The following is a 26,248-nucleotide window of genomic DNA, read 5'->3' as shown; positions in this document are numbered from 1 at the left end:
GAATGGGAGAGCAGATATGGCCGATTCGACGGCCCCGAATGCGACACCGGTCCATGGGGTGGGAACGCCCCGCAAGGCGCGCGGCAATTTGCCGCCGCTGGAACTGCATGTGCCAGAGCCGCGATATCGGCCTGGCGATGCGGTCGACTATTCCTATCTCGATATTCCCGAATCCGGCGCGCTGCCTCGTCCCGATGAGGGCTGCGCGGCGGCAGACACGCTGGCACTGACCTCTGGCCTGGTTCGCGTGCTGGGTAGTGACGACCGTGCGCACGGCCCCTGGTATCCGGGGCTCGATTCCGAAACGCTGCGCCAGATGTTGCGCACCATGGCGCTGGTGCGTGCCTTCGACGATCGGATGTATCGTGGGCAACGGCAGGGCAAGACCAGCTTCTATATGAAATCCACGGGGGAGGAGGCGGTGTCGGTGGCCTCGGCTTTCGCACTGGCCGACGACGATATGGTGTTCCCCAGCTATCGCCAGCAGGGCATCCTGATCGCGCGTCGCTATCCGCTGGTCGAGATGATCAACCAGATCTACTCGAATCGCGCCGACCCGCTGAAGGGCCGCCAGTTGCCGATCATGTATTCGGCACGCGACTATGGCTTCTTCACCATCTCCGGCAATCTTGCCACGCAGTTCCCGCAGGCAGTGGGCTGGGCAATGGCCAGTGCGATCAAGGGCGATACGCGCATCGCCACGGCCTATCTCGGCGAAGGATCGAGTGCGGAGGGTGACTTCCACGCGGCGATGACCTTCGCAGCCGTGTATAATGCGCCGGTCGTGCTCAATGTGGTCAACAACCAGTGGGCGATTTCCAGTTTCTCCGGCTTTGCGGGCGGCGAGCGGGCGACCTTTGCGGCCAGGGCGGTCGGCTATGGCATCGCAGGGCTTCGCGTCGACGGGAACGATGCTCTTGCTGTCTATGCAGCGATGGAGTGGGCGGCCAACCGTGCTCGCTCGGGCCATGGCCCGACCCTCATCGAGCATTTCACCTATCGCGCCGAAGGGCACTCCACCTCGGACGATCCCACGGCCTATCGCTCCGCGCAGGAGCGGGAGGAGTGGCCGCTCGGCGATCCTGTCACCCGACTGCGCGATCACCTGATCGGGTTGGGAGAATGGTCGCTGGAGCAGCAGTCGGCCATGGACCACGCGCTGGCCGAGGAGGTCCGCGCCGCCACACGCGAGGCGGAGAGGAACGGTATTCTGGGCCACGGACTTCACCACCCGTTCCACACGATGTTCGAGGACGTGTTCGAAGAATTGCCCTGGCATCTGGAGGAGCAGGCCGAGCAGGCGATCCGCGAACGTCGCCGCAAGTGGCCCGACTGGGACACCACGCATCCGGGAGAGGCGCCATGATCGAGGAAGACGCTGTCAACCTTTACAAAGCGCCGGTGCGCGCGATGAGCATGATCGAGGCGATCAACGATGCCCTGCACATCATGATGTCGCGCGATCCTGACGTAATCGTGATGGGAGAGGATGTCGGCTATTTCGGCGGCGTGTTCCGTGCGACGGCAGGCTTGCAGAAAGCTTTCGGAACCTCGCGGGTATTCGATACGCCGATCAACGAGTGCGGCATCATCGGCGCGGCGGTCGGCATGGCCGCCTATGGCCTGCGCCCGGTGCCCGAGATCCAGTTCGCGGACTATATCTATCCGGGGCTCGACCAGCTGATCTCCGAGGCGGCGCGCCTGCGCTATCGTTCGGCGGGGGAATTCGTGGCGCCGCTGACCGTGCGCTCGCCCTTCGGCGGCGGCATTTTCGGCGGGCAGACACATAGCCAGAGCCCTGAGGCGCTGTTTACGCATGTCGCCGGGCTCAAGACGGTGATCCCGGCGACGCCGCACGATGCCAAGGGTCTGCTGATCGCCGCGATCGAGGATAACGATCCGGTGATCTTCTTCGAGCCCAAGCGCATCTATAACGGCCCGTTCGACGGCTATTACGACCACCCCTCGAAAAGCTGGAAAGGGCATCCCGACGGGCTGGTGCCGGAAGGGTACTATTCCATTCCGCTCGGCAAGGCGCGCAAGGTGCGGGAAGGCGCAGACCTGACGGTGCTGACCTATGGCACGATGGTCCATGTCGCCGAGGCGGTGTTGGCCGAACGCGGTATCGATGCGGATATCCTTGACCTTCGCACGCTGGTCCCGCTCGATATCGAGGCTGTGGAAAACTCTGTGAAGAAGACGGGGAAATGTCTGGTGATACACGAGGCCACCCGAACCTCCGGCTTCGGCGCGGAACTGAGCGCCCTGGTGCAGGAGCGCTGTTTCTATCACCTCGAAGCGCCGGTCGAGCGCGTTACCGGTTTCGACACGCCGTACCCCCACAGTCTGGAATGGGCCTATTTCCCCGGCCCCGTGCGCATCGGCGAAGCGCTCGACCGGCTCTTGCAGGACTGATCGCATGGCACGCTACACATTCCGCCTGCCCGATATTGGCGAAGGCATCGCCCAGGCCGAGATCGTTGCCTGGCACGTTGCGGTGGGCGACCGGATCGAGGAAGATGCGCGCATCGCCGACATGATGACCGACAAGGCCACCATCGAGATGGAGAGCCCGGTGTCAGGCGTGGTCGTCGAAGTTGCAGGCGAAGCGGGCGATACGATTGCCATCGGCTCGACGCTGGTAGTGATCGAAATGGAAGGCGAGGGTGGCGCTGTACAAGCGGCACCTCCCGCTGCGACCGGGGAGGCATCTGCGAGCACGGCGAAACCGACGATTGCGGCACCAGTTCCCGAGACACCCGATACCCCGGCCCCCGCTCAGACCGAGCCTGTCGAAGCCCGCGCCGCAACGCCTGCTCCGGCCCGAACGAGGGACAAGGTTCTCGCCAGCCCTGCCGTGCGCCAGCGCGCGAAGGATCTCGGCATCGATCTTGCCGAAGTGCGCCCTGCCGAGGATGGCCGCGTGCGCCATGGCGATCTCGATGCGTTCCTCTCCTACAATGCCGCAGGCGGCTTTCAGTCGGTGGGCACAAAGGGCGTGGACGAGCAGGTCCGCGTGATCGGCCTGCGCCGCCGCATCGCCGAAAACATGGCGGCCTCCAAACGCGCGATCCCGCACTTTTCCTATGTCGAGGAGTACGACGTCACCGCGCTGGAGGAGACGCGCGCGCAGTTGAATGCCGGGCGCGGAGATCGCCCGAAGCTGACCATGCTGCCGTTCCTGATCGCGGCGATCTGTCGGCTGGTGCCGCGCTATCCGATGCTCAATGCCCATTACGATGACGAGGCAGGCGTGGTGACGCGCTTTGGTTCCGTGCATATCGGTATCGCCACGCAGACACCGGGAGGCCTGATGGTGCCGGTGCTGCGTGATGCTCAGGCGCGCAACCTATGGCAACTCTCCGCCGAAATTGGGCGACTGGCGCAGGCTGCTCGCGATGGCTCCGCGAAACCGTCCGAGCTTTCGGGCTCTACGCTTACCCTGACCTCGCTTGGGCCGATGGGTGGGGTGGCGACCACCCCAGTCATCAACCGGCCCGAAGTTGCGATCATCGGGCCGAACCGCATTGTCGAGCGGCCGATGTTCGTTCGCGATGCGAGCGGTGTGGAGCGAATCGAGCGACGCAAGCTGATGAATATCTCGATGAGCTGCGATCACCGTGTGGTAGACGGCTGGGATGCCGCCAGCTTCGCGCAGGATCTGAAAAAGCTGATCGAGGCGCCGGCAGTGATACTCGCAGGATAGAGGCAGGACAGATGGGGCAAGACGCGCGGATTGATGACTATATCGCCGGGGCGTCCGACTTTGCCCGTCCGATCCTGACCCATCTGCGCGAGCTGTGCCATAAGGCGCTTCCCGGCTGCGAGGAGGCGATCAAGTGGGGCATGCCGCACTTCACGCTAGCCGGAAAGAACCTTGCCGGAATGGCCGCGTTCAAAGCGCACTGCACGTTCGTCATTCATGGCGAGGGGCGGCAGGGGGATGCGATGGGGCAATTCGGCAAAATCACGAAGCTGGAAGACCTGCCCGACGATTCGATCCTCAACCGGCGCCTCCAGGACGCTGCTTCGCGTATCGTGGAAACCGGCACTGCGGCGAAGCGCCCTGCCACTCGCGCGCCCAGGGCGGAAATCCCCATGCCGGACGATTTCGCCGCCGCGTTGAACGCCGTTCCTGCTGCCGCGCAGGTTTTTGCAGGGTTCTCGACCTCGGCACGCAGGGATTATCTCGAATGGATCACCGAGGCCAGGACGCAAGCCACCCGAGAGCGGCGCATGGCTGAGGCTACGGTATGGATCGCAGAGGGAAAAAGGCGCAACTGGAAATATGAAAAACGGTGATTTTCCGTTATTTCTCTGAAGCTTGATGGATAAGATGGCAAAAATCTTTCATCCTGTGCGCAAGGGTCGTTGACAGCCCATCGGTGCTGGCCTAGAGGCGCGTCTCCCAAGCGGACGCAACGCTTCTAAAGCGGGTGTAGCTCAGTTGGTTAGAGTGCCGGCCTGTCACGCCGGAGGTCGCGGGTTCGAGCCCCGTCACTCGCGCCACTTGGGAAAAGCGCTTCCACTGCGAAGCTCACTGTAGACCTTAACGGTTCGCCGTTTTGTCTTCAGGGCTGCGCGGGTGTAGCTCAGTTGGTTAGAGTGCCGGCCTGTCACGCCGGAGGTCGCGGGTTCGAGCCCCGTCACTCGCGCCACTTTCTTCGGAAAGTAGCGCCATGAGAAGCGAAAAGAAGGCCGGGGAAACCCGGCCTTTTTCTTTGCCCAACTTACGCTGGCAGATGCTCCCAATCCTACTGCATGCGCCCGGTTTCCATCCAGATCAGGAAGCGGCGCAAGGGCACCAGCCACACCACACCCAGCACCAGATAGACCGGCGCCTGTGCCAGTGAGGGCCAGCCAGCGATTGCCGGTGCGAGATAGCGCGCGATCAGCAGGGCATAGATCGCCAGCCCGCCGCACAGCGCCAGAACGCCCACCGGAATACGCCAGGTGGGCATCTCTCGCATGTCAGGCGCTCTGGTCTGTCAAAGAAGACGGGGCGGGCTCATGAATGCGGGTCGGCGTCACGATCGCGGCCAGCGGGCGGTCATGCGGTTCGATGGGCAGGGCCTCTGCCTGCTGCACATCCCAGGCAAGCCCGATCGCAAGCGCATCGGGGTGCTCGCTCAGCCAGCGGTCGTAATGACCGCCGCCTTGTCCGAGGCGTGCACCTGACGGAGTGAAAGCAACGAGGGGCATGACTACCGCTGACGGTACAACCTCCTCTGCCTCAACACCGGGCTGCAACGCGCCGCCCCAGGGGGAGGGTTCCAGCAATTCTTCATCGAACGCATCGTCCCAGATGCGGAAGGTCATCGCGCAGTCACGATCGGCGAAGGCGGGCAGGGCGACCGTGCGGCCGTTTTCGGAGAGCCAGCGTGCCCAACCGAGCGCGGGTGCTTCTGCACCGACGGGATAATAGAGACCGACTACGGCCCCATGCGGGATCATCGCTGCGACAGGCGCAGGCGGGCGATTCAGGATCAGCGCCCGCAGGTTCTGTGGCAGCGCCTCGACATGCGCTTTGCGCACAGCGCGAAATTCGCGCCGCAGCGCGGTCTTTTCGTCCGCAAGGGAAATGGGGGGTGACGGGTCCACCATGGGGTCGTTTTCCGATTGAAATCCTCTGACGCCTCAACGTCAGGTGGGGACCATGTACATCGGGCCTCTATGCGAAATAGTGGCCCGGGCAGGGACAGCCCCCTTTGGATTGCTTATAGCCTCAGGGATGTTCGCGGATCGTACCGGGCAGATCCCGTCGAGGCCCTATCTAGGCGTTCTGTGTGTCGTGCTCAAGAAGGTCTGCAAGATTTTCGATGCGTGTCGCAATTCCGCCGAGGCGCTTCTCGATTTCCGCCCCGATTTCGGACGGAAACGCGGGCACATTCTGTTTGGTCGGTTCGGAAACCGGTTCCGGCGCTCCCTGTGCATTTCCTGCATTTGCCTTGCATAGCTCGTCCGCGAGAAACAACGCGGCATAGAGCATCGAGCGTGCCTCGGTCTGACCCTTGACTCCCAGCATCGCGAGGCGCTCGTCGATCATGCCCGCCAGCATCTCGACATGGGGCTGGTCCTCGGGATCGCAGGCCAACGAATATTTGCGCGCGGCGATGGTGACGGTGATGTTGGTCATGGTCTGTCCCTCAGTCCTTGGGCGCGGTCATCAGCGTTTCGAGATCGCGCAGCGAGCCTTTCACGGTTTCGCGCAAGCGCTTGTGGCGCCCCCGAATATGGTCGGCATCGCGCGCGGCTGTTTCGCAGGCGGCTTCGACGCGGGCCAGCGCGCTCTCGATGCGGTCGAGCAGACTGTTCACAGGCAGATTGTTCTGGGGATCGGTTGTCATTGTCATAAGTCGGTATCCCTCCGCGCCCCCAAGTGGCAACCGGGCATCGCGCATTCAAGTGTCGAACCGTGTGCACAATCGGGCGAATTTCGTCTTGCGGTAAGCGCATCATGCCCTACGTCAGGGCAGGGCTCGCGGGAGGCGAACTTGACGCACGCCCGCCGCTCCCTAAAGGGAGGCCGCAACGTATCGAATCGCCCGGACAGGTATCCGATCGGCCCACCGGTCAAGCCTGGTCGGTCCCGTATTTTTCCGGAGCTTCCCATGACCCTTACCACCGACCGTCTCGCGCCGATGGCGAACGCCATCCGGGCCCTGTCGATGGATGCCGTGCAGGCAGCCAACAGCGGCCATCCCGGCATGCCCATGGGCATGGCCGATGTTGCTACCGTGCTGTTCTCGAAGTTCCTGAAGTTCGATCCGACCGCGCCCAAGTGGGCCGACCGCGATCGCTTCGTGCTGTCGGCGGGCCATGGCTCGATGCTGATCTACTCGCTGCTCCACCTGACCGGCTATGCCAGCCCGACGATGGATGACATCCGCAACTTCCGCCAGACCGGCTCGGTCTGCGCCGGCCATCCCGAAAACTTCCTGATCCCGGGTGTCGAGTGCACCACCGGCCCGCTGGGTCAGGGCTTCGCGATGGCGGTCGGCATGGCGATGGCAGAGCGCCAGCTGAACGCGACGTTTGGCAGCGATCTGGTCGATCACCGCACCTGGGTGATTGCCGGCGACGGCTGCCTGATGGAAGGCATCAACCACGAGGCTGTGGGCCTTGCTGGTACGCTCAAGCTCGCGAACCTCAAGGTTCTGTGGGACGACAACCGCATCACCATCGACGGCGACACCTCGCTGTCGACCAGCGAGGACATCGCCGCGCGTTATCGCGCTTCGGGCTGGGACGTGTTCTCGTGCGATGGGCATGACTTCGCCGATATCGAGCGTGCGCTCGCCGAAGCGGCTGCCAGCGACAAGCCCTCGCTCGTCGCCTGCCGCACGGTGATCGGCAAGGGTGCCCCCAACAAGCAGGGCGGCCATGACGTTCACGGCGCCGCGCTCGGCGATGCCGAAGTCGCCGCTGCGCGCGAATATCTGGGCTGGACCTCGGCGCCGTTCGAGGTTCCCGCCGAAATCCTCGCCGACTGGCGCTCGCTGGGCGAAAAGGGCGCCAAGCTTCACGCGGAGTGGACCGCACGCCTCGATGCCAGCGCCGACAAGGTCGAGTTCGAGCGCCGCATGGCGGGCGAACTGACCAACGTCGAGGAAGCCTCGAAGACGTTTGCTGGCTGGCTGGAAGGCGACAGCAAGGTTGCCACCCGCAAGGCTTCGGAAAACGCGCTCAACGTGCTGGCGCCGCTGATGCCCGAAATGGTCGGCGGCTCGGCTGACCTGACCGGCTCGAACAACACCAAGGCCAAGTGCCAGGCGCCGTTCACGCCCGACGACTACGCCGGTCGCTATGTCTATTACGGCATTCGCGAATTCGGCATGTCCGCGGCTCTGAACGGCATGGCGCTGCACGGCGGCGTGATCCCCTATGGCGGTACCTTCCTCATCTTCTCGGACTACTGCCGCAATGCCATCCGCATGGCCGCGCTCCAGCAGATCCGTTCGATCTACGTGCTGACCCATGATTCGATCGGTCTCGGCGAAGACGGTCCGACCCATCAGCCGGTCGAGCATGTCATGTCGATGCGCCTGATCCCGAACCTGCAGGTGTTCCGCCCGGCAGACGTGATCGAAACCGCCGAGTGCTGGATGCTGGCGCTGCAGAGCGAAAGCACCCCTTCGGTGCTCGCGCTGACCCGCCAGAACCTGCCGCAGCTTCGCAAGTCGGGCGAGATGCTCTCGGCCAAGGGTGCCTACACGCTCAAGGCGGCAGAAGCCGCACGCAAGGTGATCCTGATTGCCACCGGTTCGGAAGTCGAACTGGCGATCAATGTGCGTGAGGCGCTCGAAGCGCAGGGCATCGGTGCCGATGTCGTCTCGATGCCCTCGATGGAGCGTTTCGCGGCACAGGACGAAGCCTACCAGGCCGAAATCCTCCCCAACGATCCGGCGATCCTCAAGGTCTCGATCGAGGCGGGCACGACGATGGGATGGCAGCGCTTCACCGGCGCGAGCCTGGGCGGCGGCCTCAATATCGGCCTCGACCGCTTCGGCGCTTCGGCACCGGCGGGCGAACTGTTCAAGCGCTTCGGCTTCAGCGTCGAGGCGATCATTCCGCAGATTCTCAACAAGCTCGGCTAAGTTTAGCTAAAACAAGGAGAAGGACATGGCGACCAAGGTTGCGATCAATGGTTTCGGACGTATCGGGCGCAATGTCGCCCGCGCCATTCTGGAGCGTACCGACCACGACCTCGAACTGGTTTCGATCAACGATCTGGCCGATGCCGAGGCGAACGCTCTCCTGTTCAAGCGTGACAGCGTTCACGGCACTTTCTCCGGTTCGGTGGAAGTGGACGGCAGCGACCTGATCGTGAACGGCAAGCGCATCAAGGTGACCGCCGAGCGTGATCCGGCGAACCTGCCGCACGCCGAGAACGGCATCGACATCGCGCTTGAGTGCACCGGCTTCTTCGTCGACAAGGACAGCGCTTCGAAGCACATCAGCGCAGGCGCCAAGCGCGTGCTCATCTCGGCGCCCGCCAAGGGCGTCGACCTGACCGTCGTCTATGGTGTGAACCATGAGGTGCTGACCGCCGATCACCTCGTCGTGTCGAACGCATCGTGCACCACGAACTGCCTGGCGCCGTTCGCCAAGGTTCTGCATGAGGCGATCGGTATCGAGCGTGGCCTGATGACCACGATCCACTCGTACACCAACGACCAGAAGATCCTTGACCAGATCCACAAGGATCCGCGTCGCGCCCGCGCTGCCGCGATGAACATGATCCCCACCAGCACCGGCGCCGCCGTTGCCGTCGGCCTCGTGCTCCCCGACCTCAAGGGCAAGCTCGACGGTTCCTCGATCCGCGTGCCGACCCCGAACGTCTCGGTCGTCGATCTGACCTTCGTGCCCTCGCGCGACACCACCGCCGAGGAAGTCAACGCGCTGCTCAAGGCCGCCGCGGAAGGCGAACTCAAGGGCGTGCTCGGCTACACCGAGGAGCCGCTGGTCTCGATCGACTTCAACCACGATTCGCATTCGTCGACCATCGACAGCCTCGAAACCGCCGTACTCGAAGGCAAGCTGGTCCGCGTCCTGTCGTGGTACGACAACGAGTGGGGCTTCTCGAACCGCATGGTGGACACCGCCGGCGTGATGGCGAAGTTCCTCTGATCGGCTGACGCCTTTCGATCAAGCTGCAAGGCGGGTTCCCCAATCGGGGCGCCCGCCTTCGGCATCTTTCGACCTTTCGGTCGCATCTCTCTGATTTTCTGCCCTTTCAGATCAAAGGATCGCATGATGAGCGCCTTCAAGACCCTTGACGATATCGGTGACGTGAACGGCAAGGTCGCGCTGGTGCGCGTCGACTTCAACGTGCCGATGAAGGACGGGCTCGTCACCGACGACACCCGCATCCGCGCCGCGATGCCCACGATCCTGGAACTCGCCGAAAAGGGCGCCAAGGTTCTGATCCTCGCGCACTTCGGCCGCCCCAAGGGCGAGCGCGTGCCCACCATGTCGCTCTCGCTGGTGGTGAACGAAGTCGCCAAGGTGCTCGGCAAGGAAGTGATGTTCGTGCCCGAGATCGCAGGCGACGTGGTCAAGCAGGCCGTCGGTATCCTGCGCGCAGGCGACATCGCTCTGCTGGAGAATACCCGCTTCTGGAAGGGCGAGGAAAAGAACGATCCCGAACTCGCCGCAGCGGTCGCCGCCAACGGCGATCTCTATGTCAACGACGCGTTCTCTGCCGCACACCGCGCGCATGTCAGCACCGAAGGTCTCGCCAAGGTTCTTCCTGCTTACGCGGGCCGCTCGATGCAGGCCGAGCTTGAAGCTCTGGAAAAGGCGCTGGGCAAGCCCGAGAAGCCGGTCGCGGCGGTCGTCGGTGGTGCCAAGGTCTCGTCGAAGCTCGACGTGCTCAAGCACCTCGTCACGCAGGTCGACCACCTCATCATCGGCGGCGGCATGGCCAACACCTTCCTCGCCGCCAAGGGCGTGAACGTCGGCAAGTCGCTGTGCGAGCATGACCTGACCGGCACCGCAGACGACATCATGGCCAATGCCGATGCCTCGGGCTGCACTGTGCATCTGCCGTACGAGGTCGTCGTCTCGAAGGAATTCGCCGCCAATCCGCCTTCCTTGCGCACCTGCAACGTGCACGAGGTCGCCGAGGACGAGATGATCCTCGACGTTGGCCCGCTCGCGGTCGAGGCGCTGGGCGATGTGCTCAAGACCTGCCGCACGCTGGTGTGGAACGGACCGCTCGGCGCGTTCGAAACGGTGCCCTTCGATGCCGCAACCGTGGCACTGGCGAAGACCGCCGCAGCGCTGAGCCATGAAGGCTCGCTGATCTCGGTCGCGGGCGGTGGCGATACCGTTGCCGCGCTGAACCATGCGGGTGTCTCGCAGGACTTCTCGTACATCTCGACCGCTGGCGGTGCCTTCCTCGAATGGATGGAAGGCAAGGAGCTGCCGGGCGTGGCCGCGCTCTCGGCCTGATCGTACACTGAGGGGCGGGGGCGTCGCATATGCAGCCGGATGATCCGGGCCGGATTGCGACGCCACCCGTCGCCGCCTCCACTGCTACTGTAAAGGCAGGCGGGCAGGGGCGATACGTCACGCTGGACGGTATGCGCGGGATTGCCGCGCTGGCCGTTGCGCTGTTCCACTTCAATATCTCGCAGGCGCCGCACGGCTATGTTGCGGTGGATTTCTTCTTTGCGCTCTCGGGCTTCGTACTGTGCCGGACCTATGAGCCGCGCTGGAAGGCGGGGCTGGGCGTGATCGAGTTCATGCGCCAGCGGATCGTTCGGCTCTACCCGCTGTTCCTGATCGGCATCGTCGTGACCTCGATTGCGACGATCGCGCAGGGTAACGATCCGCATTCCATGCGGGTCTTTGCGATCAGCACGGCGCTCAACGCGCTGATGATACCGTCGCCGCTGACGATCACGCTGTTTCCGTTCAACGTCCCCGCATGGTCACTGTTCTTCGAACTGGTCGCGAATCTGGCGATGATCGTGTTCCTCCTGCGTCTGCCGCGCCTCGCGCTGCTGGCGATGTGTCTGGCGTGCGCCTGGTATCTCGCGCCTGCGGTGATCGCCAACGGCTCGGGCAATCTCGGCGCGGTCTGGGCGCAGTGGCTGGTCTCATTGACCCGCACCGCGCTGTCGTTCGGCGCCGGAATGCTGATCGCGCGCCTTCCCGGCGTGTCGCTGCGCAAGGCGGGACTGGGAGGCCTGCTGTGTCTGATCGCCATTACCGTCTGCCTGCTGGCACAGCCGAGTGACGTGACCGGACCGTACTACGATCTGCTTTTCACGCTCGCACTCTCGCCGCTGCTGGTGTGGTGCGGCGCACAAGTGGAGCCTCCGCGCGTGTTGCAGTCCGCCGCGCGCTTTCTGGGGGACGTGTCCTACGGCCTTTATGCCGTTCACTGGGGGCTGATGGGGCTGTTCCGCCATTTCAAGGACGATCTGGGTTACGACCCCGTCCTCATGGCAGTCGTCTACCTTGGCGCAGGTATCCTGCTGGCCTGGTGCGCCTCTCGCTGGGTCGATCGACCGGCTCGGGCATGGCTTTCGCACCGCAAGCGATCGAAACTGGCCTCGGAAGGCCTTGCATCAGGCTCGCATCGTCCATCCTGACCCTCTGCCGCAGTTGCGAAATGCAGCATCGGCGGATAAGCCCTCGTGCAGGTTGTATTACCAACGACCAGGAGGAGAAGGTCATGGATTTCGCCCGGATGAAGGGAATTATCGGCGCAGGGGACGGCTTTATTGCTGCACTCGACCAGAGCGGCGGTTCTACGCCCAAGGCGCTGAAGGGATACGGGGTCGAAGACGACGCCTGGTCCACCGAAGAGGAAATGTTCGGTCTGATCCACCAGATGCGCGCCCGCATCATTTCGTCGGATGCCTTTTCGGGGGAAAAGGTCATCGGCGCGATCCTGTTCGAGCGCACGATGGACGGCGAAGTCGATGGCGTTCCGACGCCTGCCGCGCTGATCGCCAAGGGCGTGGTGCCCTTCATCAAGATCGACAAGGGGCTTGAGGACGAGGCCGATGGCGTTCAGCTGATGAAGCCGATGCCGACGCTCGATGCGCTGCTGGAACGCTCGAAGGCGCTCGGCGTGTTCGGGACCAAGGAGCGTTCGGTGATCCACTCGGCCAATGCCAAGGGCATTGCCGAAGTCGTCGCCCAGCAGTTCGAGATCGGCAAGCAGGTGCTCTCGCACGGCATGATGCCGATCATCGAGCCCGAAGTGAACATCAAGAGCGAGACCCGCGCCGAGTGCGACGCGATCCTCCGTGACGAAATCCTCAAGCAGCTCGATCTTCTTCCCGAAGGTGAAGTGGTCATGCTCAAGCTGTCGCTGCCGGTGGTGCCGGGCACCTTCGACGCGCTGGTCGATCATCCCAAGGTGCTGCGCGTGGTCGCACTCTCGGGCGGCTACGAGCGCCCCGAAGCCTGCGCCGAACTGGCGAAGAACAAGGGCATCATCGCCAGCTTCAGCCGCGCGCTGCTGCAGGATCTGCGTGCGCAGATGAGCCAGGACGAGTTCGATGCCGCGCTGGGCGGCGCGATCGACGAGATCTACACCGGATCGACGCACAAGGTGGCCGCTGCCGCTGCGGCCTGATCCCTTGCGGATCTGATCGATGAAAAGGGCGGGGCTGCAAGGTCTCGCCCTTTTTGCTTGTGCGCAAGACCGCTTGGCGCAGGCGCGCTGTCGGGCTAGAGCACCGCGCATGAGCGAAGACACTGCCGATATCGTCCCGCGCGAACCTGCCGCGCTTTACCTGATCTCGCCTCTCGATGTGACCGGCGATTTTCCGCAGCGTCTTGAACGCGCGCTGTCGGCGGGCGACGTGGCCGCATTCCAGTTCCGCGTGAAGGATCTGGACCAGCACGAGGCCGCGCGGCTTGCCGAGCCGCTTCAGGCGATCTGCGCGGCGCATGACGTCGCCTTCATCGTCAACGATTCGATTGCACTGGCAAAGCGCCTCGGTGCCGACGGCGTGCATCTCGGGCAGGAGGACGGCACCGTCGAGGAGGCCCGCCAGGCGCTCGGCAAGGACGCGCAGATCGGCGTGACCTGCAATGCAAGTCGCCATCTGGCGATGGAAGCAGGCGAGAACGGCGCCGACTACGTGGCGTTCGGGGCCTTCTTCCCGACCACCACCAAGGAGGTCAAGCATATGGCCGGGCTCGACGTGCTGGAATGGTGGCAGTCGCTGTTCGAGATTCCGTGCGTGGCCATCGGCGGCCTCACGCCCGAAAACTGCGGCGATGTCGTAAAGGCCGGGGCCGACTTCATCTGCGCCTCGGGTGCAGTATGGAACGGCGACGAGGCTGAAGCCGTGATCGCCTTCAACACCGCGATGAAGGCCGCATTGGCCTGAGCCACGATCAGGGCAGCATCGCCACGCCGCGCCAGACCTTGGCGCAGAGTGCGGGCTGCCCGGATACGCCGAGCCTTGCGTAAATCCGCTTGGAATAGTTGCGCGCAGTCTCCAGCGTGAGGCCCATCGCCGCGCCCGCCTCGGCAATGGAATGTCCCGCCGCCATCGCTGCCGCAAGCTGCGCCTCGCGTGGCGGGAGGCCATGGAGTGCGGCAAGGCGCCGCGCGGCGCGTGCCAGATCGACCTCGCCTTCCTGTGACAGCTGCAGCGCGGCCTCTGCATCGCCGGGCTCCAGCGGCACGAGCAAGGTCTCGCACCCCTGCGCGTCTTCCAGCACCATACCTTCGTCACTTTCGATCCGGACGCCTGAGCCGGACAGGCGCCATGTCCATCCGGTCTTCGCGAGGGCCATTGCCGTGAGGCGCGTATTGTGCGTCAGTTGCTCGCCCGCCAGCATCTGTGCCGTCGTAGCGGTAAGATAAGGGGCGAGGCTGGACAGCAGGGCGCTGTCGCTGGCAGTGCTGTCGGTATCGCGGGCGAGGTAGAGCCACGCCTGCGTGCCTGCGGTCTCGCCAAGACGGATAATCCGGGCATCGTGCAGGCCAAGCGCCGCGAACCTGCGAAAGAACTGCGTGCGCGCGAGCGGCGATATGTCGAGCAGTTCCTCGATGGCGTAGACCCTGTTCGGGCGCAGCGCTTCAAGTTTGGCGCGCTCCAGCGTCAGCGGTTGCTGCTCGGACAGCGTGTCCGCTGCGGAACTTCCTCGCTCGTAGCGGCGAATTGTCGATGTTCTGACGTCTGACAGGGCGAGTCCTGCCAGCTGCGCCCGCGTTCTGCGCAAGAGCCTTTCCAGAAATGTCGCGAACGGCATCTCGTCCGCATGCATTTGCATCAGCGGAAGCAGCAGATCGGTCTCGTCGTTGCTGGTGAAAGCCATAACCTCCCATATGGGAGGTTTCACATCCTGTCATCTGTGAAATGACGCTGCCACTCGCGCCGCAGTCCCGGTCATCGGTGGAAGCGGCAGCGCAAGAGGACGTGCAGAATGAAAAGCCTGACCCATCTCGAACGGCTCGAAGCCGAGAGCATCCATATCATCCGCGAGGTCGTGGCCGAGGCGGAGAAGCCGGTCATGCTCTATTCGGTGGGCAAGGACAGCGCGGTCATGCTGCATCTGGCGCGCAAGGCGTTCTATCCCTCGCCGCCGCCGTTCCCGCTGCTGCACGTCGATACGACGTGGAAATTCAAGGCGATGTACGAGCTGCGCGACAAGATGGCGCGCGAGAGCGGAATGGAACTGCTCGTCTACCAGAACCCCGAGGCCAAGGCGAAGGGCATAAATCCGTTCGACCACGGTGCGCTGCACACCGACATGTGGAAGACCGAAGGGCTGAAGCAGGCGCTCGACAAGTATGGTTTCGACGCCGCGTTCGGCGGTGCCCGCCGCGACGAGGAAAAGAGCCGCGCAAAGGAGCGCATCTTCTCGTTCCGCACCTCCTCGCATGGCTGGGATCCGAAGAACCAGCGCCCGGAGTTGTGGAACCTCTACAATGCCCGCAAGGCGCGCGGGGAATCGATCCGCGTCTTCCCGATCTCCAACTGGACCGAGCTGGACATCTGGCAGTACATCCACCTGAACGACATTCCGATCGTGCCGCTGTACTTTGCCGAGAAGCGCCCGACCGTCGAGCGCGATGGCATGTTGCTGATGGTCGATGACGAGCGCTTCCCGCTCAGGGACGGCGAAGTGCCGGTGGAGCGCTCGATCCGCTTCCGCACGCTGGGCTGCTATCCGCTGACCGGCGCGGTGGAGAGCACGGCAAAGACCTTGCCCGAGGTAATTCAGGAAACCCTGCTGACCACCACCAGCGAGCGGCAGGGTCGCGCCATCGACAAGGATGCTGGCGGTGCCGGTATGGAAGTGAAGAAGCAGCAGGGGTATTTCTGATGGCCGATTTTGACACCACCGAACCCCGCTATGTCGTCGACTCGCTCATCGCCGAGGATATCGACGGTTATCTCAAGCAGCACGAGCACAAGACGATGCTGCGCTTCATCACCTGCGGCAGCGTCGACGATGGCAAGTCCACCCTGATCGGACGACTGCTCTACGATTCGAAGATGATCTTCGAGGACCAACTCGATGCGCTGGCCTCGGATTCGAAGAAGGTCGGCACGCAGGGGCAGGAGATCGACTTCGCGCTGCTGGTCGATGGCCTTGCCGCAGAGCGCGAGCAGGGCATCACCATCGACGTCGCCTATCGCTTCTTCAACACCGAGAAGCGCAAGTTCATCGTCGCCGACTGCCCCGGCCACGAGCAGTACACCCGCAACATGGTGACGGGCGCCTCGACGGCGGACCTTGCGGTGATCCTGATCGACGCGCGCAAGGGTGTGCTCGTCCAGACCCGCCGCCACTCGTATCTGTGCCATCTCCTCGGCGTGAAGAACATCGTGCTGGCGGTGAACAAGATGGATCTGGTCGACTACAGCCAGGACGTGTTCGACCGGATCGTTACCGAATATGGCGAGTTCGCAAAGTCGATCGGGATCGAGAGCTTCACCGCGCTGCCGATTTCGGGCTTCAAGGGCGACAACGTCACCACGCTTTCGTCCGAGACGCCGTGGTATGCCAAGCCTGCCTATGCAGGCGTCACGCTGATCGAGCATCTCGAAACAGTCGAGGTGCTCTCCTCGCTCGATGCGGAGCGCCCGTTCCGCCTGCCGGTGCAGTGGGTGAACCGCCCGAACCTCGATTTCCGGGGCTTCTCGGGTCTTATCGCCACTGGATCGGTCAAGCCCGGCGACAAGGTCCGCGTGCTGCCTTCGGGCAAGACCAGTTCGGTCACGCGCATCGTTACCTATGACGGCGATCTGGACGAGGCGAGCGCGGGCCAGTCGGTCACGGTATGCTTTGCCGACGAGATCGACTGCTCGCGCGGGTCGGTGATCTCGGTTGCCGACAATCCGCCGCAGACCGCCGACCAGTTTGAGGCAACGTTCGTGTGGATGGCCGACGAGGCCATGGTGCCGGGGCGCGCCTACTGGCTCAAGCTGGGCACGCAGACGGTATCGGCCACGGTCGCCGAGCCCAAGTACGAGGTCAACGTCAACACGATGGACCGTCTGGCGGCCAAAACGCTGGAACTGAATGCCATCGGTGTCGCCGAACTGACCACCGACCGCCAGATCGTGTTCGAGCCTTACGCCCAGAACCGCACGCTCGGCGGGTTCATCCTCATCGACAAGATGACGAATTCCACCGTGGCGGCGGGCATGATCCACTTCTCGCTGCGCCGCTCGCAGAACGTCCACTGGCAGGCCGTTGACATCGAGCGCAGCCAGCATGCGGGCCTCAAGAACCAGAAGCCTGCCGTGCTGTGGTTCACCGGGCTTTCGGGCTCGGGCAAGTCGACCATCGCCAACATGGTCGAGAAGAAGCTGCACCGGATGAACCGGCACACCTTCCTGCTCGATGGCGACAATGTCCGCCACGGCCTCAACAAGGATCTCGGCTTCACCGAGGCCGACCGCATTGAGAACATCCGCCGCGTCGGTGAAGTGGCCAAGCTGATGACCGATGCGGGGCTGATCGTCATCACCGCGTTCATCTCGCCGTTCCAGGCGGACCGCGAGATGGTGCGCGCGATGATGCCCGAGGGCGAGTTCATCGAGGTGTTCATCGACACCCCACTCAAGGTTGCCGAGGCGCGCGACGTGAAGGGGCTCTACAAGAAGGCGCGTGCGGGCGAGTTGAAGAACTTCACCGGCATCGACAGCCCCTATGAGGCACCGCGCAATCCCGAGGTGCGGATCGACACCACGCTGATCTCGCCCGAAGAAGCCGCCGACCTGATCGTCGATACGCTGTTGGGGGATGTATGACGCACCTTGCTGACGGCGACCTCGCCGAACACCTTGCCGCCACGGCCGGGCGTATCCTGATCGAGGTGCGCGAGGCCGGAGTGTTCGAAGGCAAGGCGCTGGGCAAGGCGGGGGACCAGACCGCCAACCAGTTCCTCTGCCATGCCCTTCGCGTGCAACGGGCGGAGGATGGCCTTCTTTCCGAAGAGGAGAAGGACAGCTTCGAGCGGCTCGATCACGAACGCGTGTGGATTGTTGATCCGGTCGACGGCACCCGCGAATATGGCGAGGCGCGCGCGGATTGGGCGGTGCATATCGGTCTTTCGGAGAATGGCGAACCCGTGCTGGGCGCAGTAGGCCTGCCCGATACCGGGCTGGTGCTGCGCTCGGATCGGCCCGGCGAGATTCCGCCCACGCCCGAGCGGCTGCGCATGGTCGTCAGTCGCACGCGCCCGGCGCCCGAGGCGCTGGCCGTGGCTGAAGCTCTGGGGGCCGAACTCGTGCCGATGGGATCGGCAGGTGCCAAGGCGATGTCGATCCTGCTGGGACAGGCCGATATCTACCTGCATTCCGGCGGGCAATACGAATGGGACAGCTGCGCCCCTGCCGCCGTGGCGCTGGGCTGGGGGCTTCACGCCTCGCGCATCGACGGTAGCCCGCTGATCTACAACCGGCGCGACACCTACATGCCCGACCTGCTGATCTGCCGAAAGGAACATGCGGACAAGGTTCTCGACCTCGTCCGCACGCTGAAGGCCGGTTAGCCGGGCGCGATCAGTTGGCCGACGCCGAGCTGTCTGCTGGCGCCGTTGACTGATCCCCGCCGAGCACGCGGTAGAGCGTCACGCGGTTGGTCGCCGCCGTCAGCGCCATCTGCACTTGTGACTGGCGCGCCGAATAGAGGCTGCGCTGGGCCACGAGATTTTCGAGATAGCTGTCCACCCCATGCTCGTAGAGCGCATTGGTCAGCTTCGCGGTATCGGCGGCAGCGTCAGTATAGGCATCTGCTGCACGTAACCGCTCGGCAATCGTGCCCTGATCGGCCAGCGCATCCGCCACTTCGCTGAAGGCGGTCTGGATGGCTTTCTCGTATGTTCCCACGGCCGCATCGCGCTGGGCCTTGGCCACCTGCACGTTGGCGAGCTTGCCGCCTGCATTGAAGAACGACCAGCTGGCATCAGCGCTGCCGGTGGCGGAGAAGGCGCCCTTGTCGAACAGCGAGGACAACGAACTGCTGGCAAGGCCGAGCAGACCGGTGATCGAGATCGAGGGGAACAGCTCTGCCCGCGCCACGCCTATATCGGCATTGGCCGCGCGGAGTTCATACTCCGCCTCAACCACATCGGGGCGGCGCAACAGGACCTTGGAACTCACACCGGCAGGCAGCACCGCGAGCGAGGCATTGACCTCGGCAATGCTGGCGGGGAGCAGCGCCGCATCGTAATCGGCACCGACCAGCAGGCGGATCGCATTCTCGTCCTGCGCCAGCGCGGTCGTCTGCGTGGCTATATCGCCACGCGCGGTTTCGAGCACCTGCTCAGCCTCGCGCAGATCGGTACGCGGTGCTACGCCGCCGGAAAGCCGCGCGCTTGTCAACTTGACCGAACGCTCGGCATTCGCGGCAGTGTCCTGCGCGATCGTCAGCAGATCCTTGTCCGCACCATATTGCGCCCAGGCCAGCGCAAGATCGGCAACGAGGCCGAGGCGCACGGTGCGCGCTGCCGCCTCTGTCGCCAGCGCGGTGTCACGCTGCGCGCGGGTGGCGTTGAGGTACTTGCCGAAGAAGTCCAGCTCGAAGGCGGACACACCGCCTTGAAGCGAGTAGCTGGTGCCCTTGCCGGAGGAGCCGCTCGACGTGCTCGAACTGCTTCCGTTGCGTTCCGTATGCGATACCGAGCCGGTGACACCCAGCGCCGGGAACTGATCAGCCCGAACCACCCGGATCTGGGCGTTGGCGGCCGCGACGTTGGCGGCAGCTACACGCAGATCGCGGTTATTGGTCAGCGCACTCTCGATCAGCGTTTGCAGGCGTGGATCGCGGAAGATCTCCTTGTAGGAGACTACCGGCAGCTGCGCTTCGCTCTGCGCGAGATAGGAATCACCCGCAGGCCATGATGTCGGCACAGGGGCGGCAGGCTGGACGTATTTGGGGGCCATCGAGCAGGCGCAGAGTGCCAGGGCCGGAAGGCCGAGCGTCACGATGCGCATGGGGCGACGCAGGCTGTTGATAGTCGTCATGTGGATGCCTCAGGGTCTGCCCCGGTCGCGCGGCGTTCCTCGCGCTTGCGGCGCAGGGCACGCAGGCCGTCGCGCGCGCCCATGCGGACGAGCACGAAGAACAGCGGAATGTAGAAGATCGCCAACAGCGTTGCGCTGAGCATGCCGCCGACAACGGCGGTGCCGATGGCAATGCGGCTGTTCGCGCCGGCACCATGGGCGATGGCCAGCGGCACGACGCCAAAGATAAAGGCGAAACTGGTCATCAGGATCGGGCGCAGGCGAATTCGGGCCGCTTCCAGTGCGGCATCGATCACGCGGCGCCCCTGCCGCTCCGCCTGCTCGGCGAACTCGATCATCAGGATCGCGTTCTTCGCGGCGAGCCCCATCGTGGTGAGCAGTCCGATCTGGAGATAGACATCGTTGTCGAGCCCGCGCAGCGTGACCGCCGCGACCGCGCCCAGCAGGCCCAGCGGAATGACCAGGATCACCGCGACCGGGATCGACCAGCTTTCATAGAGCGCGGCAAGGCACAGGAATACGACCAGCAGCGAAAGCCCGTAGAGGAGGGGGGCCTGTCCGGTCGAGAGACGCTCCTGATAGGAGGCTCCCGCCCAGGCGACGCTGGTGCCGGGGATCTGCGCAGCGAGTTGCTCCATGATGGTCATCGCCGTGCCCGAGCTGACGCCCGAAGCCGCGCTACCCGAAAACTCGTAGGACTGAAGGCCGTTGAAGCGCGAGGTGGTCGAAGGCGAGGTGGACCAGCCCACAGTGGCGAAGGCCGAGAACGGCGACATCTGGCCGTCGGAACCGCGGACATACCACTGGGCCATATCCTCCGGGCGCGAGCGGTACGGCGCATCGCCCTGGACATAGACCTTCTTGACGCGGCCCTGATCGATGAAGTCGTTGACGTACGTGCCGCCCCAGGCGGTCGCCAGCGTCGCGTTCACGTCCGACTGCGAAAGACCGTAGGCGCTCAGCGCCTGCGTGTTCGTCTTGACGTTCATTGTCGAGACGTCGGGCAGGTCGCTCAGCCGGACCTGCGAGAGGCGATGGTCCGCCGTTGCCATCTCCAGCAGCTTGTCGCGGGCAGCGGCAAAGTCCGTGCGCGACAATCCACCGCTGTTCTGAAGCTCCATGGTGAAGCCGGCATCCTGCCCGAGGCCACGGATCGCACCCGGTACGGTCGCAAAGACCTGCGCATTGCGCAGCGCCTTGAATGCGCCGGTTGCGCGCTTGACGATGGCGTCTGCGCCATTCTTCTCGTCAGTACGCTGGCTCCAGTCGACGAGGTTGATGAACGAGGAGCCCGTATTCTGACCCGCTGCGCCGAGACCACCGCCCGAGACGGTGAACATACCGTTAACGAGCTTTTCATCGCGACCGAGGAAGTATTTCTCGACTTCGCCCTGGACCTCTTCGGTACGGCTGATCGGCGAGCCTGCGGGAAGGCGCCATTGCACGCGAATTGTGCCCTGATCCTCGTTGGGCAGGAAGCCGGTGGGCAGGGCGTGGAACAGCAGGTAGGTGATGCCGCAAAGCACGGCGAACAGCGCCAGCCACCACCACTTGCGGTCGATCACCTTGCCCACGCCATTGGCATAGCTGTGGCTGGTCTTGTCGAACGAGGTGTTGAACCAGGTCTGGAACCGATGCCAGCCACGCGCAAGGAAGGGCAGCTTGCGTTCGATGAGGTTCGGGCCGCCATGGGCATGGTGAGGCTTGAGCAGAGTCGAGGTCAGCGCCGGGCTCAGGATCAGCGCGACGAGTACCGACAGCCCCATCGCCGAGATGATCGTCAGCGAGAACTGGCGATAGATCACGCCGGTAGATCCGCCGAAGAAAGCCATCGGCAAAAATACGGCGGACAGCACCAGCGCAATGGCGATCAGCGCGATCTGGATCTCCTTCATGGAGATGATCGTCGCCTCGCGCGCACTCATGCCCGGGTTCTCTTCCATCAGGCGCTCAACGTTCTCGACCACGACGATCGCATCGTCGACGAGCAGCCCGATGGCGAGCACAAGCCCGAACATCGTCATCGTGTTGATCGAGAAGCCCGCAAGGTAGAAGATCGCGAAAGTGCCGAGCAGCACCACCGGCACCGCGATCGCCGGGATCAGCGTGGCACGCCAGCTCTGGAGGAACACGAACATCACCACGACGACAAGCGCGATGGCCTCGAACAGGGCCTTCACCACTTCGTCGATCGACAGCTTGATGAACGTGGTGCTGTCGCTGGCATAGAGGAACTTCATGCCATCGGGCATGCCCACAGCCATCTTGTCCATCGCTGTCTTTACGCGCTCGGACGTCTGGAGCGCGTCCGCTCCCGGCGACAGCGAAATCGAGATGCCTGCGCCCGGATGCCCGTTGACGTGACTGATGGTGGAATAGTTTTCCGAGCCCATTTCCACGCGACCGAGATCGGCAATGGTCACGGTCGAGCCGTCAGCCTGAGTCTTGACGACGATGTTGCGGAACTGGTCTACCGTTTGAAGCCGCGATCCGGCGCGCACGATGGCATCAAGGGCCTGATCGCGCGGCGAAGGCAGGCCTCCGACTTCACCGGCGGCGACTTCGGTGTTCTGTGCCTCGATGGCAGAGCTGACGTCGCTGGGCATCAGCGAGACGGCAGCCAGTTTGGCCGGGTCCAGCCAGATACGCATGGCGTGGGGCGAACCGAAAACGTTGACGTCGCCCACGCCCTCGATACGCGAAAGCGGATCCTGAATGTGCGAAGACAGGTAGTCCGACACATCCTGGTTCGAGCGGGTGTCGGTTTCGTCGTAGACGGCGACCAGCAGAAGCTGATCGGGGTTCGACTTGGTGACGGTGACACCCTGGCTCTGCACCGACTGGGGCAGGCGGCTGACGGCGGTCTGGACCTTGTTCTGGACCTGCACCTGCGCGATGTCGGGATCGGTGCCCTTGGCGAAGACCGCCGTGATCGTCGCCTGCCCCTTGTTGCTCGACTGCGAACTGAAATAGAGCAGGCCGTCGATGCCGGTCAGCTGCTGCTCGATGATCTGGGTGACGCTGTTCTCGATGGTCTGCGCCGAGGCGCCGGGATAGGTCGCCTTGATGTTGACCTGCGTGGGCGCAATATCGGGATACTGCTCGTTCGGCAGCGAGACCAGCGCGCCCAGGCCCGCCAGCATGACGATGATCGCAAGCACCCATGCGAAGATGGGGCGGTCGATGAAGATCCGTGACATGCCGGTGCGTCAGCCCTGCTTGCCGGTGGCGGAAGCCCCGCTCTTGTCGGCGCCGGCCTTCTTGTCCTGCACCTTCTGCGGCGTCGAGGCCGGAACCGGCTTGATCGCCGCACCTTGCTTGAGACCATTGAGCCCCTGCACGATGATCTTGTCACCGGCCTTCAGGCCACTCGTGACAACGGCGTTCACGCCGGCGGTCCGGTTCGAGTCCACCTTGCGGCGTGCAGCCTTGCCGTCTGCGCCGACGACCATCACGAAGGCACTGCCGTCGAAATCGCGCTGTACGGCGGCCTGCGGGACAAGATAGGCGCCCTTTTCGATCGACTGGTCGAATTCGGCGTTCACGAACATACCCGGCATCAGGAAACCCGTGGGATTGGGGAACTGCGCGCGCAGCGTCACCGTACCCGTCGCCTCGTCGACGATGACTTCGGAGAACTTGACCGTACCGGCGACCGGATAGGTCGAACCGTCCTGCATATGCAGATGTACGACTGTGCTGCCCGGATCGACGCCGCCGCTGCTCAGCTTCTGGCGCAGCGCGAGCAGGTCGGTAGAGGACTGCTTCATATCGACATACATCGGATCGGTACGCTCGATCTGGGCAAGCGGATCGGTCTGGGCACTGCTGACAAGCGCGCCAACGGTGTAGAGAGAACGGCCGATACGTCCGGAGATCGGGGCCGGAACCGTGGTGAAACGCAGATTGACCTGCGCGGTATCGAGCGCGGCCTGCATCTGCGCGACCGTGGCATCGGCCACGCGGGCGGCGGCCAGCGCATCGGTATAGTCCTGCTGGGCGATGGCCTGCATCGCGGCCAGCGGCTTGTACCGGTCGGACTTGGCCCGCGCGGCGGCGGCAGTCGCGCGCGCGCTGGCAAGGTTCGCCTTGGCCTGATTGACGGCAGCGGTGTAGAGGCTCTGGTCGATCACGAACAGCGGTTGCCCGGCGCGAACCGCATCGCCTTCGGTAAACAGGCGCTTCTTGATAAGGCCGGTCACCTGAGGACGCACGTCCGAGCTTTCGAACGAGACGGTACGGCCGCCCAGAATGACCGGAAGCGGCACGTCGCTGGGCTGTGCGACGATATACCCGACTTCGGGAGCGCCGCCTTTCTTGGATTTATCGCTGCTGCCACAGGCTGCCAGAGAAAGCGCAACTGTTGCGATAAGGGCGCCGCGCAGGGCCTGCGCACGTCGAGTGGTCTTCAGGGGGTTGGTCAAGTGATCCGCCGGTCTACTATGCCTTGGCGGCCTGTATCGTTTCAAATTTTTGCTACTGCAAGCGTCGTTTTTTGCAATTGCATCAATTTCGAGGAGCGAGTGAAATCATCCGTCACACACAGGGCCCACACCTTCGATAAGTTTCGCGCTCGCCTTTATAATTATGCCGACTGCGTCCCGGCGGGTTATGGCGCTGGGATCATGACTTCGCCTAAGTACCGATGACATAAATCGGGAGAATGAAAGTGGCCATGAAATCAGGGCGCAGAATGCTCGCGGCCGGTCTGGCCGTAGTGCCTTTGATCGTATTCCTGTCAGGATGCCAGACTGTCCCGACAGTTACGGCAGGCGGAAAATCTCAGGACTTGCTGGCCTATGTCGGAACACAGGGTAGTGCGGCTGCAGGGCAGGGGATCATAGCCGTAAAACTCGATCCGCGAACCGGAGCGCTTACCTCGCAAGGCGTTGTCGGATCTGTCGAGAGGCCGACCTGGGTGCTGGCCGATACCCTGCACCACCATCTCTTTTCCGTCAGCGAAGTGGGGAACGACGGCAAGGATCATGGCGCCGTGCTATCCTTCGCCTACGACCCGGAAACCGGCGCGCTTCGACCGCTTGGCCGGGCCGATTCGGGGGGCGGCGGGGCGACCCATCTGGCGCTGGATGGTAAGGGACGGACGGTATACGTCGCCAACTACGGCAGCGGGCAGATTGCCGCGATCCCCGTCGATGCGCAGGGCAGGGTGGCAGCAGCGCCGTCCGACGTGGAGGCGCACACGGGTTCCGGCCCCAGCCCTCGCCAGAAGAGCGCCCATGCCCACGGTGTAACCATCGATCCATCGGGCCGCTTTCTGCTGTCGCCCGATCTCGGCACCGACCGGGTCTATATCTACCGCATCGGTGCGGGGGGCTCGCTTACCCCGGCCAAAACCCCTTGGGCAACGCTGCCGCCGGGCAGCGGGCCGCGCCATATCGTCTTCGCGCCGGACGGCCGCCATGCTTTCCTGATGACCGAGATGGGCGGCACGATCTACGCGTTCAACTGGAACGCCGATGCCGGGAGCCTGACGCCCGTGGCGAGCACACCGCTCGACGGACCTGACTTCACGGGCAAGCCGAGTGGTTCGGAGATTGCACTCTCGCGGGATGGACGCTTCCTTTACACTGGCAATCGCGCCACGAACCGCGTGCAGGTCTATGCTGTTGGCAAGGACGGACACCTGACGTTCGTGCAGGCCGTTGATTGCGGTGGCCAGGTGCCCTGGGGCTTTGCGCTGAGCCATGATGGCCGCTGGCTGGTGGTTGCCAACCAGATGTCCAATAACCTGTCGGTGTTTCGTATCGATCCCGTGAGCGGTCGGCTTGACGCGACCGGCCAACGGCTCGACATCGCAAGGCCCACCTCGATCGCGTTCACCGATCGCTGAGACAGAAAATCGAGAGCCAGATGACTGACACTTTCCGCCCCGTTCTCTACCTCAAGGCGGCTTGCCCGCATTGCCTGAAGCTGCGAATTTTCCTGCTGGAGGCAGGTCTCATGGAACGGTTCGACATGCGGGTCTTCACGCCCGGCGACGATAACGAGGCGGATATGCGCGCCGAACTGGCGCCGTGGTTCGAAAAGGTCACGTTCCCGACCGTCCAGCACGCACCGGGAGCCTTCATGAACGAGTCCGATGCGATCATCGCGCTCTATGCTCAAGAGGCGGGTCTTGATCCGGCCAGGCTGCCGACCTTCGTCGATTACACGCAAGGCGTGCTGCCCAAGTACCAGCGCATGCGGCGTGAACTGGTGGCGCTGGGTCAGCCGGTCTGACAGGGCGCTTCAAGGACGTAATGTAAAAAAAAGCCCGGCGGAAG

General features: G+C 63.8%; 22 protein-coding genes, 2 tRNA genes and 1 pseudogene. 17 read left to right on the top strand and 8 right to left on the bottom strand.

The window, feature by feature from the left end; all coding sequences use genetic code 11:
* Window positions 1–16 precede the first annotated feature (16 nt).
* From AC3EC3_RS04535 to AC3EC3_RS04510, 6 genes are all read left to right on the top strand, one after another.
* Window positions 17–1,366 carry a thiamine pyrophosphate-dependent enzyme gene (locus AC3EC3_RS04535; RefSeq protein ID WP_488488457.1) on the top strand — a complete coding sequence of 450 codons (1,350 nt, stop codon included), beginning with the start codon at window positions 17–19 and terminating at the stop codon, window positions 1,364–1,366.
* Window positions 1,363–2,415, top strand: coding sequence for an alpha-ketoacid dehydrogenase subunit beta (locus AC3EC3_RS04530; RefSeq protein WP_488488456.1), 1,053 nt, complete (start codon window positions 1,363–1,365; stop codon window positions 2,413–2,415). The genes AC3EC3_RS04535 and AC3EC3_RS04530 overlap by 4 nt, the downstream gene beginning before the upstream one ends.
* 4 nt (window positions 2,416–2,419) lie before the next feature.
* On the top strand, window positions 2,420–3,706 hold the full coding sequence (locus AC3EC3_RS04525; protein ID WP_488488455.1) for a dihydrolipoamide acetyltransferase family protein: 1,287 nt from the start codon (window positions 2,420–2,422) through the stop codon (window positions 3,704–3,706).
* 11 nt (window positions 3,707–3,717) lie between these two features.
* Window positions 3,718–4,302: a YdeI/OmpD-associated family protein gene (locus AC3EC3_RS04520; protein ID WP_488488454.1), complete on the top strand. Its 585-nt coding sequence runs from the start codon at window positions 3,718–3,720 to the stop codon at window positions 4,300–4,302.
* Between the two features lie 130 nt (window positions 4,303–4,432).
* Window positions 4,433–4,509, top strand: a tRNA-Asp gene (locus tag AC3EC3_RS04515).
* A gap of 72 nt (window positions 4,510–4,581) precedes the next feature.
* Window positions 4,582–4,658, top strand: a tRNA-Asp gene (locus tag AC3EC3_RS04510).
* Window positions 4,659–4,754: 96 nt separating this feature from the next.
* On the opposite strand, the gene AC3EC3_RS04505 is transcribed toward AC3EC3_RS04510, so the two are convergent.
* The 4 genes from AC3EC3_RS04505 to AC3EC3_RS04490 all read right to left on the bottom strand — a co-directional run bounded on the left by AC3EC3_RS04505 (window position 4,755) and on the right by AC3EC3_RS04490 (window position 6,347).
* Window positions 4,755–4,970: a DUF2842 domain-containing protein gene (locus tag AC3EC3_RS04505; RefSeq protein ID WP_488488453.1), complete on the bottom strand. Its 216-nt coding sequence runs from the start codon at window positions 4,968–4,970 to the stop codon at window positions 4,755–4,757.
* A 1-nt stretch (window position 4,971) separates the two neighbouring features.
* Complete coding sequence (locus AC3EC3_RS04500; protein ID WP_488488452.1) at window positions 4,972–5,604, bottom strand: 5-formyltetrahydrofolate cyclo-ligase; 633 nt, start codon at window positions 5,602–5,604, stop codon at window positions 4,972–4,974.
* Between the two features lie 169 nt (window positions 5,605–5,773).
* Window positions 5,774–6,136 carry a cell division protein ZapA gene (locus AC3EC3_RS04495; protein WP_488488451.1) on the bottom strand — a complete coding sequence of 121 codons (363 nt, stop codon included), beginning with the start codon at window positions 6,134–6,136 and terminating at the stop codon, window positions 5,774–5,776.
* A gap of 10 nt (window positions 6,137–6,146) precedes the next feature.
* Window positions 6,147–6,347: a hypothetical protein gene (locus AC3EC3_RS04490; RefSeq protein ID WP_488488450.1), complete on the bottom strand. Its 201-nt coding sequence runs from the start codon at window positions 6,345–6,347 to the stop codon at window positions 6,147–6,149.
* 264 nt (window positions 6,348–6,611) lie between these two features.
* Here AC3EC3_RS04490 and tkt point away from each other — a divergent pair, with 264 nt between their 5' ends.
* From tkt to thiE, 6 genes are all read left to right on the top strand, one after another.
* Window positions 6,612–8,597, top strand: a complete 1,986-nt coding sequence (tkt, locus tag AC3EC3_RS04485) for a transketolase (protein ID WP_488488449.1) — start codon at window positions 6,612–6,614, stop codon at window positions 8,595–8,597.
* Between the two features lie 25 nt (window positions 8,598–8,622).
* The gene (gene gap, locus AC3EC3_RS04480) at window positions 8,623–9,630 is read left to right on the top strand and encodes a type I glyceraldehyde-3-phosphate dehydrogenase (RefSeq protein ID WP_488488448.1); all 1,008 of its coding nucleotides are present in this window, start codon (window positions 8,623–8,625) and stop codon (window positions 9,628–9,630) included.
* A gap of 126 nt (window positions 9,631–9,756) precedes the next feature.
* Window positions 9,757–10,956, top strand: a complete 1,200-nt coding sequence (locus AC3EC3_RS04475; RefSeq protein WP_488489197.1) for a phosphoglycerate kinase — start codon at window positions 9,757–9,759, stop codon at window positions 10,954–10,956.
* A gap of 29 nt (window positions 10,957–10,985) precedes the next feature.
* On the top strand, window positions 10,986–12,104 hold the full coding sequence (locus tag AC3EC3_RS04470) for an acyltransferase family protein (RefSeq protein ID WP_488488447.1): 1,119 nt from the start codon (window positions 10,986–10,988) through the stop codon (window positions 12,102–12,104).
* A gap of 83 nt (window positions 12,105–12,187) precedes the next feature.
* Window positions 12,188–13,099 (top strand): fructose bisphosphate aldolase, encoded by a 912-nt coding sequence (locus AC3EC3_RS04465; protein WP_488488446.1) that lies wholly within the window; start codon window positions 12,188–12,190, stop codon window positions 13,097–13,099.
* Window positions 13,100–13,208: 109 nt separating this feature from the next.
* Entirely contained in the window at window positions 13,209–13,862 is a 654-nt protein-coding gene (thiE, locus tag AC3EC3_RS04460) for a thiamine phosphate synthase (protein ID WP_488488445.1), read from the top strand.
* 7 nt (window positions 13,863–13,869) lie between these two features.
* On the opposite strand, the gene AC3EC3_RS04455 is transcribed toward thiE, so the two are convergent.
* Window positions 13,870–14,799: a helix-turn-helix transcriptional regulator gene (locus AC3EC3_RS04455; RefSeq protein ID WP_488488444.1), complete on the bottom strand. Its 930-nt coding sequence runs from the start codon at window positions 14,797–14,799 to the stop codon at window positions 13,870–13,872.
* 102 nt (window positions 14,800–14,901) lie between these two features.
* Between AC3EC3_RS04455 and cysD the strand changes: the two are divergent.
* The 3 genes and pseudogenes from cysD to AC3EC3_RS04440 form a co-directional block, all read left to right on the top strand.
* A pseudogene (gene cysD, locus AC3EC3_RS04450) lies at window positions 14,902–15,810 on the top strand (sulfate adenylyltransferase subunit CysD); the annotation flags it as partial.
* Entirely contained in the window at window positions 15,810–17,747 is a 1,938-nt protein-coding gene (gene cysN / locus AC3EC3_RS04445; protein WP_488488443.1) for a sulfate adenylyltransferase subunit CysN, read from the top strand. The pseudogene cysD and the gene cysN, both read left to right, overlap by 1 nt.
* A complete protein-coding gene (locus AC3EC3_RS04440; RefSeq protein ID WP_488488442.1) occupies window positions 17,744–18,490 on the top strand; it encodes a 3'(2'),5'-bisphosphate nucleotidase CysQ in 747 nt (248 codons plus the stop codon). The genes cysN and AC3EC3_RS04440 overlap by 4 nt, the downstream gene beginning before the upstream one ends.
* Before the next feature lie 10 nt (window positions 18,491–18,500).
* On the opposite strand, the gene AC3EC3_RS04435 is transcribed toward AC3EC3_RS04440, so the two are convergent.
* Genes AC3EC3_RS04435 through AC3EC3_RS04425 form a run of 3 tightly spaced genes read right to left on the bottom strand, consistent with a single transcriptional unit; the run spans window position 18,501 to window position 24,388 of the window.
* Complete coding sequence (locus AC3EC3_RS04435; protein WP_488488441.1) at window positions 18,501–19,964, bottom strand: efflux transporter outer membrane subunit; 1,464 nt, start codon at window positions 19,962–19,964, stop codon at window positions 18,501–18,503.
* The gene (locus AC3EC3_RS04430; protein ID WP_488488440.1) at window positions 19,961–23,164 is read right to left on the bottom strand and encodes a multidrug efflux RND transporter permease subunit; all 3,204 of its coding nucleotides are present in this window, start codon (window positions 23,162–23,164) and stop codon (window positions 19,961–19,963) included. The genes AC3EC3_RS04435 and AC3EC3_RS04430 overlap by 4 nt, the downstream gene beginning before the upstream one ends.
* 9 nt (window positions 23,165–23,173) lie before the next feature.
* Window positions 23,174–24,388: an efflux RND transporter periplasmic adaptor subunit gene (locus AC3EC3_RS04425; RefSeq protein ID WP_488488439.1), complete on the bottom strand. Its 1,215-nt coding sequence runs from the start codon at window positions 24,386–24,388 to the stop codon at window positions 23,174–23,176.
* Between the two features lie 269 nt (window positions 24,389–24,657).
* On the opposite strand from AC3EC3_RS04425, the gene AC3EC3_RS04420 reads away from it, so the two are divergent.
* Together AC3EC3_RS04420 and AC3EC3_RS04415 are read left to right on the top strand one after the other, a co-directional pair.
* On the top strand, window positions 24,658–25,815 hold the full coding sequence (locus AC3EC3_RS04420) for a lactonase family protein (protein ID WP_488488438.1): 1,158 nt from the start codon (window positions 24,658–24,660) through the stop codon (window positions 25,813–25,815).
* A gap of 20 nt (window positions 25,816–25,835) precedes the next feature.
* Window positions 25,836–26,204: a glutathione S-transferase N-terminal domain-containing protein gene (locus AC3EC3_RS04415; protein ID WP_488488437.1), complete on the top strand. Its 369-nt coding sequence runs from the start codon at window positions 25,836–25,838 to the stop codon at window positions 26,202–26,204.
* The last annotated feature ends 44 nt before the right edge of the window (window positions 26,205–26,248 follow it).

The sequence above is a fragment of the Novosphingobium sp. BAM6 genome (assembly GCF_057784955.1).
The sequence above is the reverse complement of the archived record's forward strand: the minus strand, read 5'-3'. Positions and strand labels throughout refer to the sequence as shown.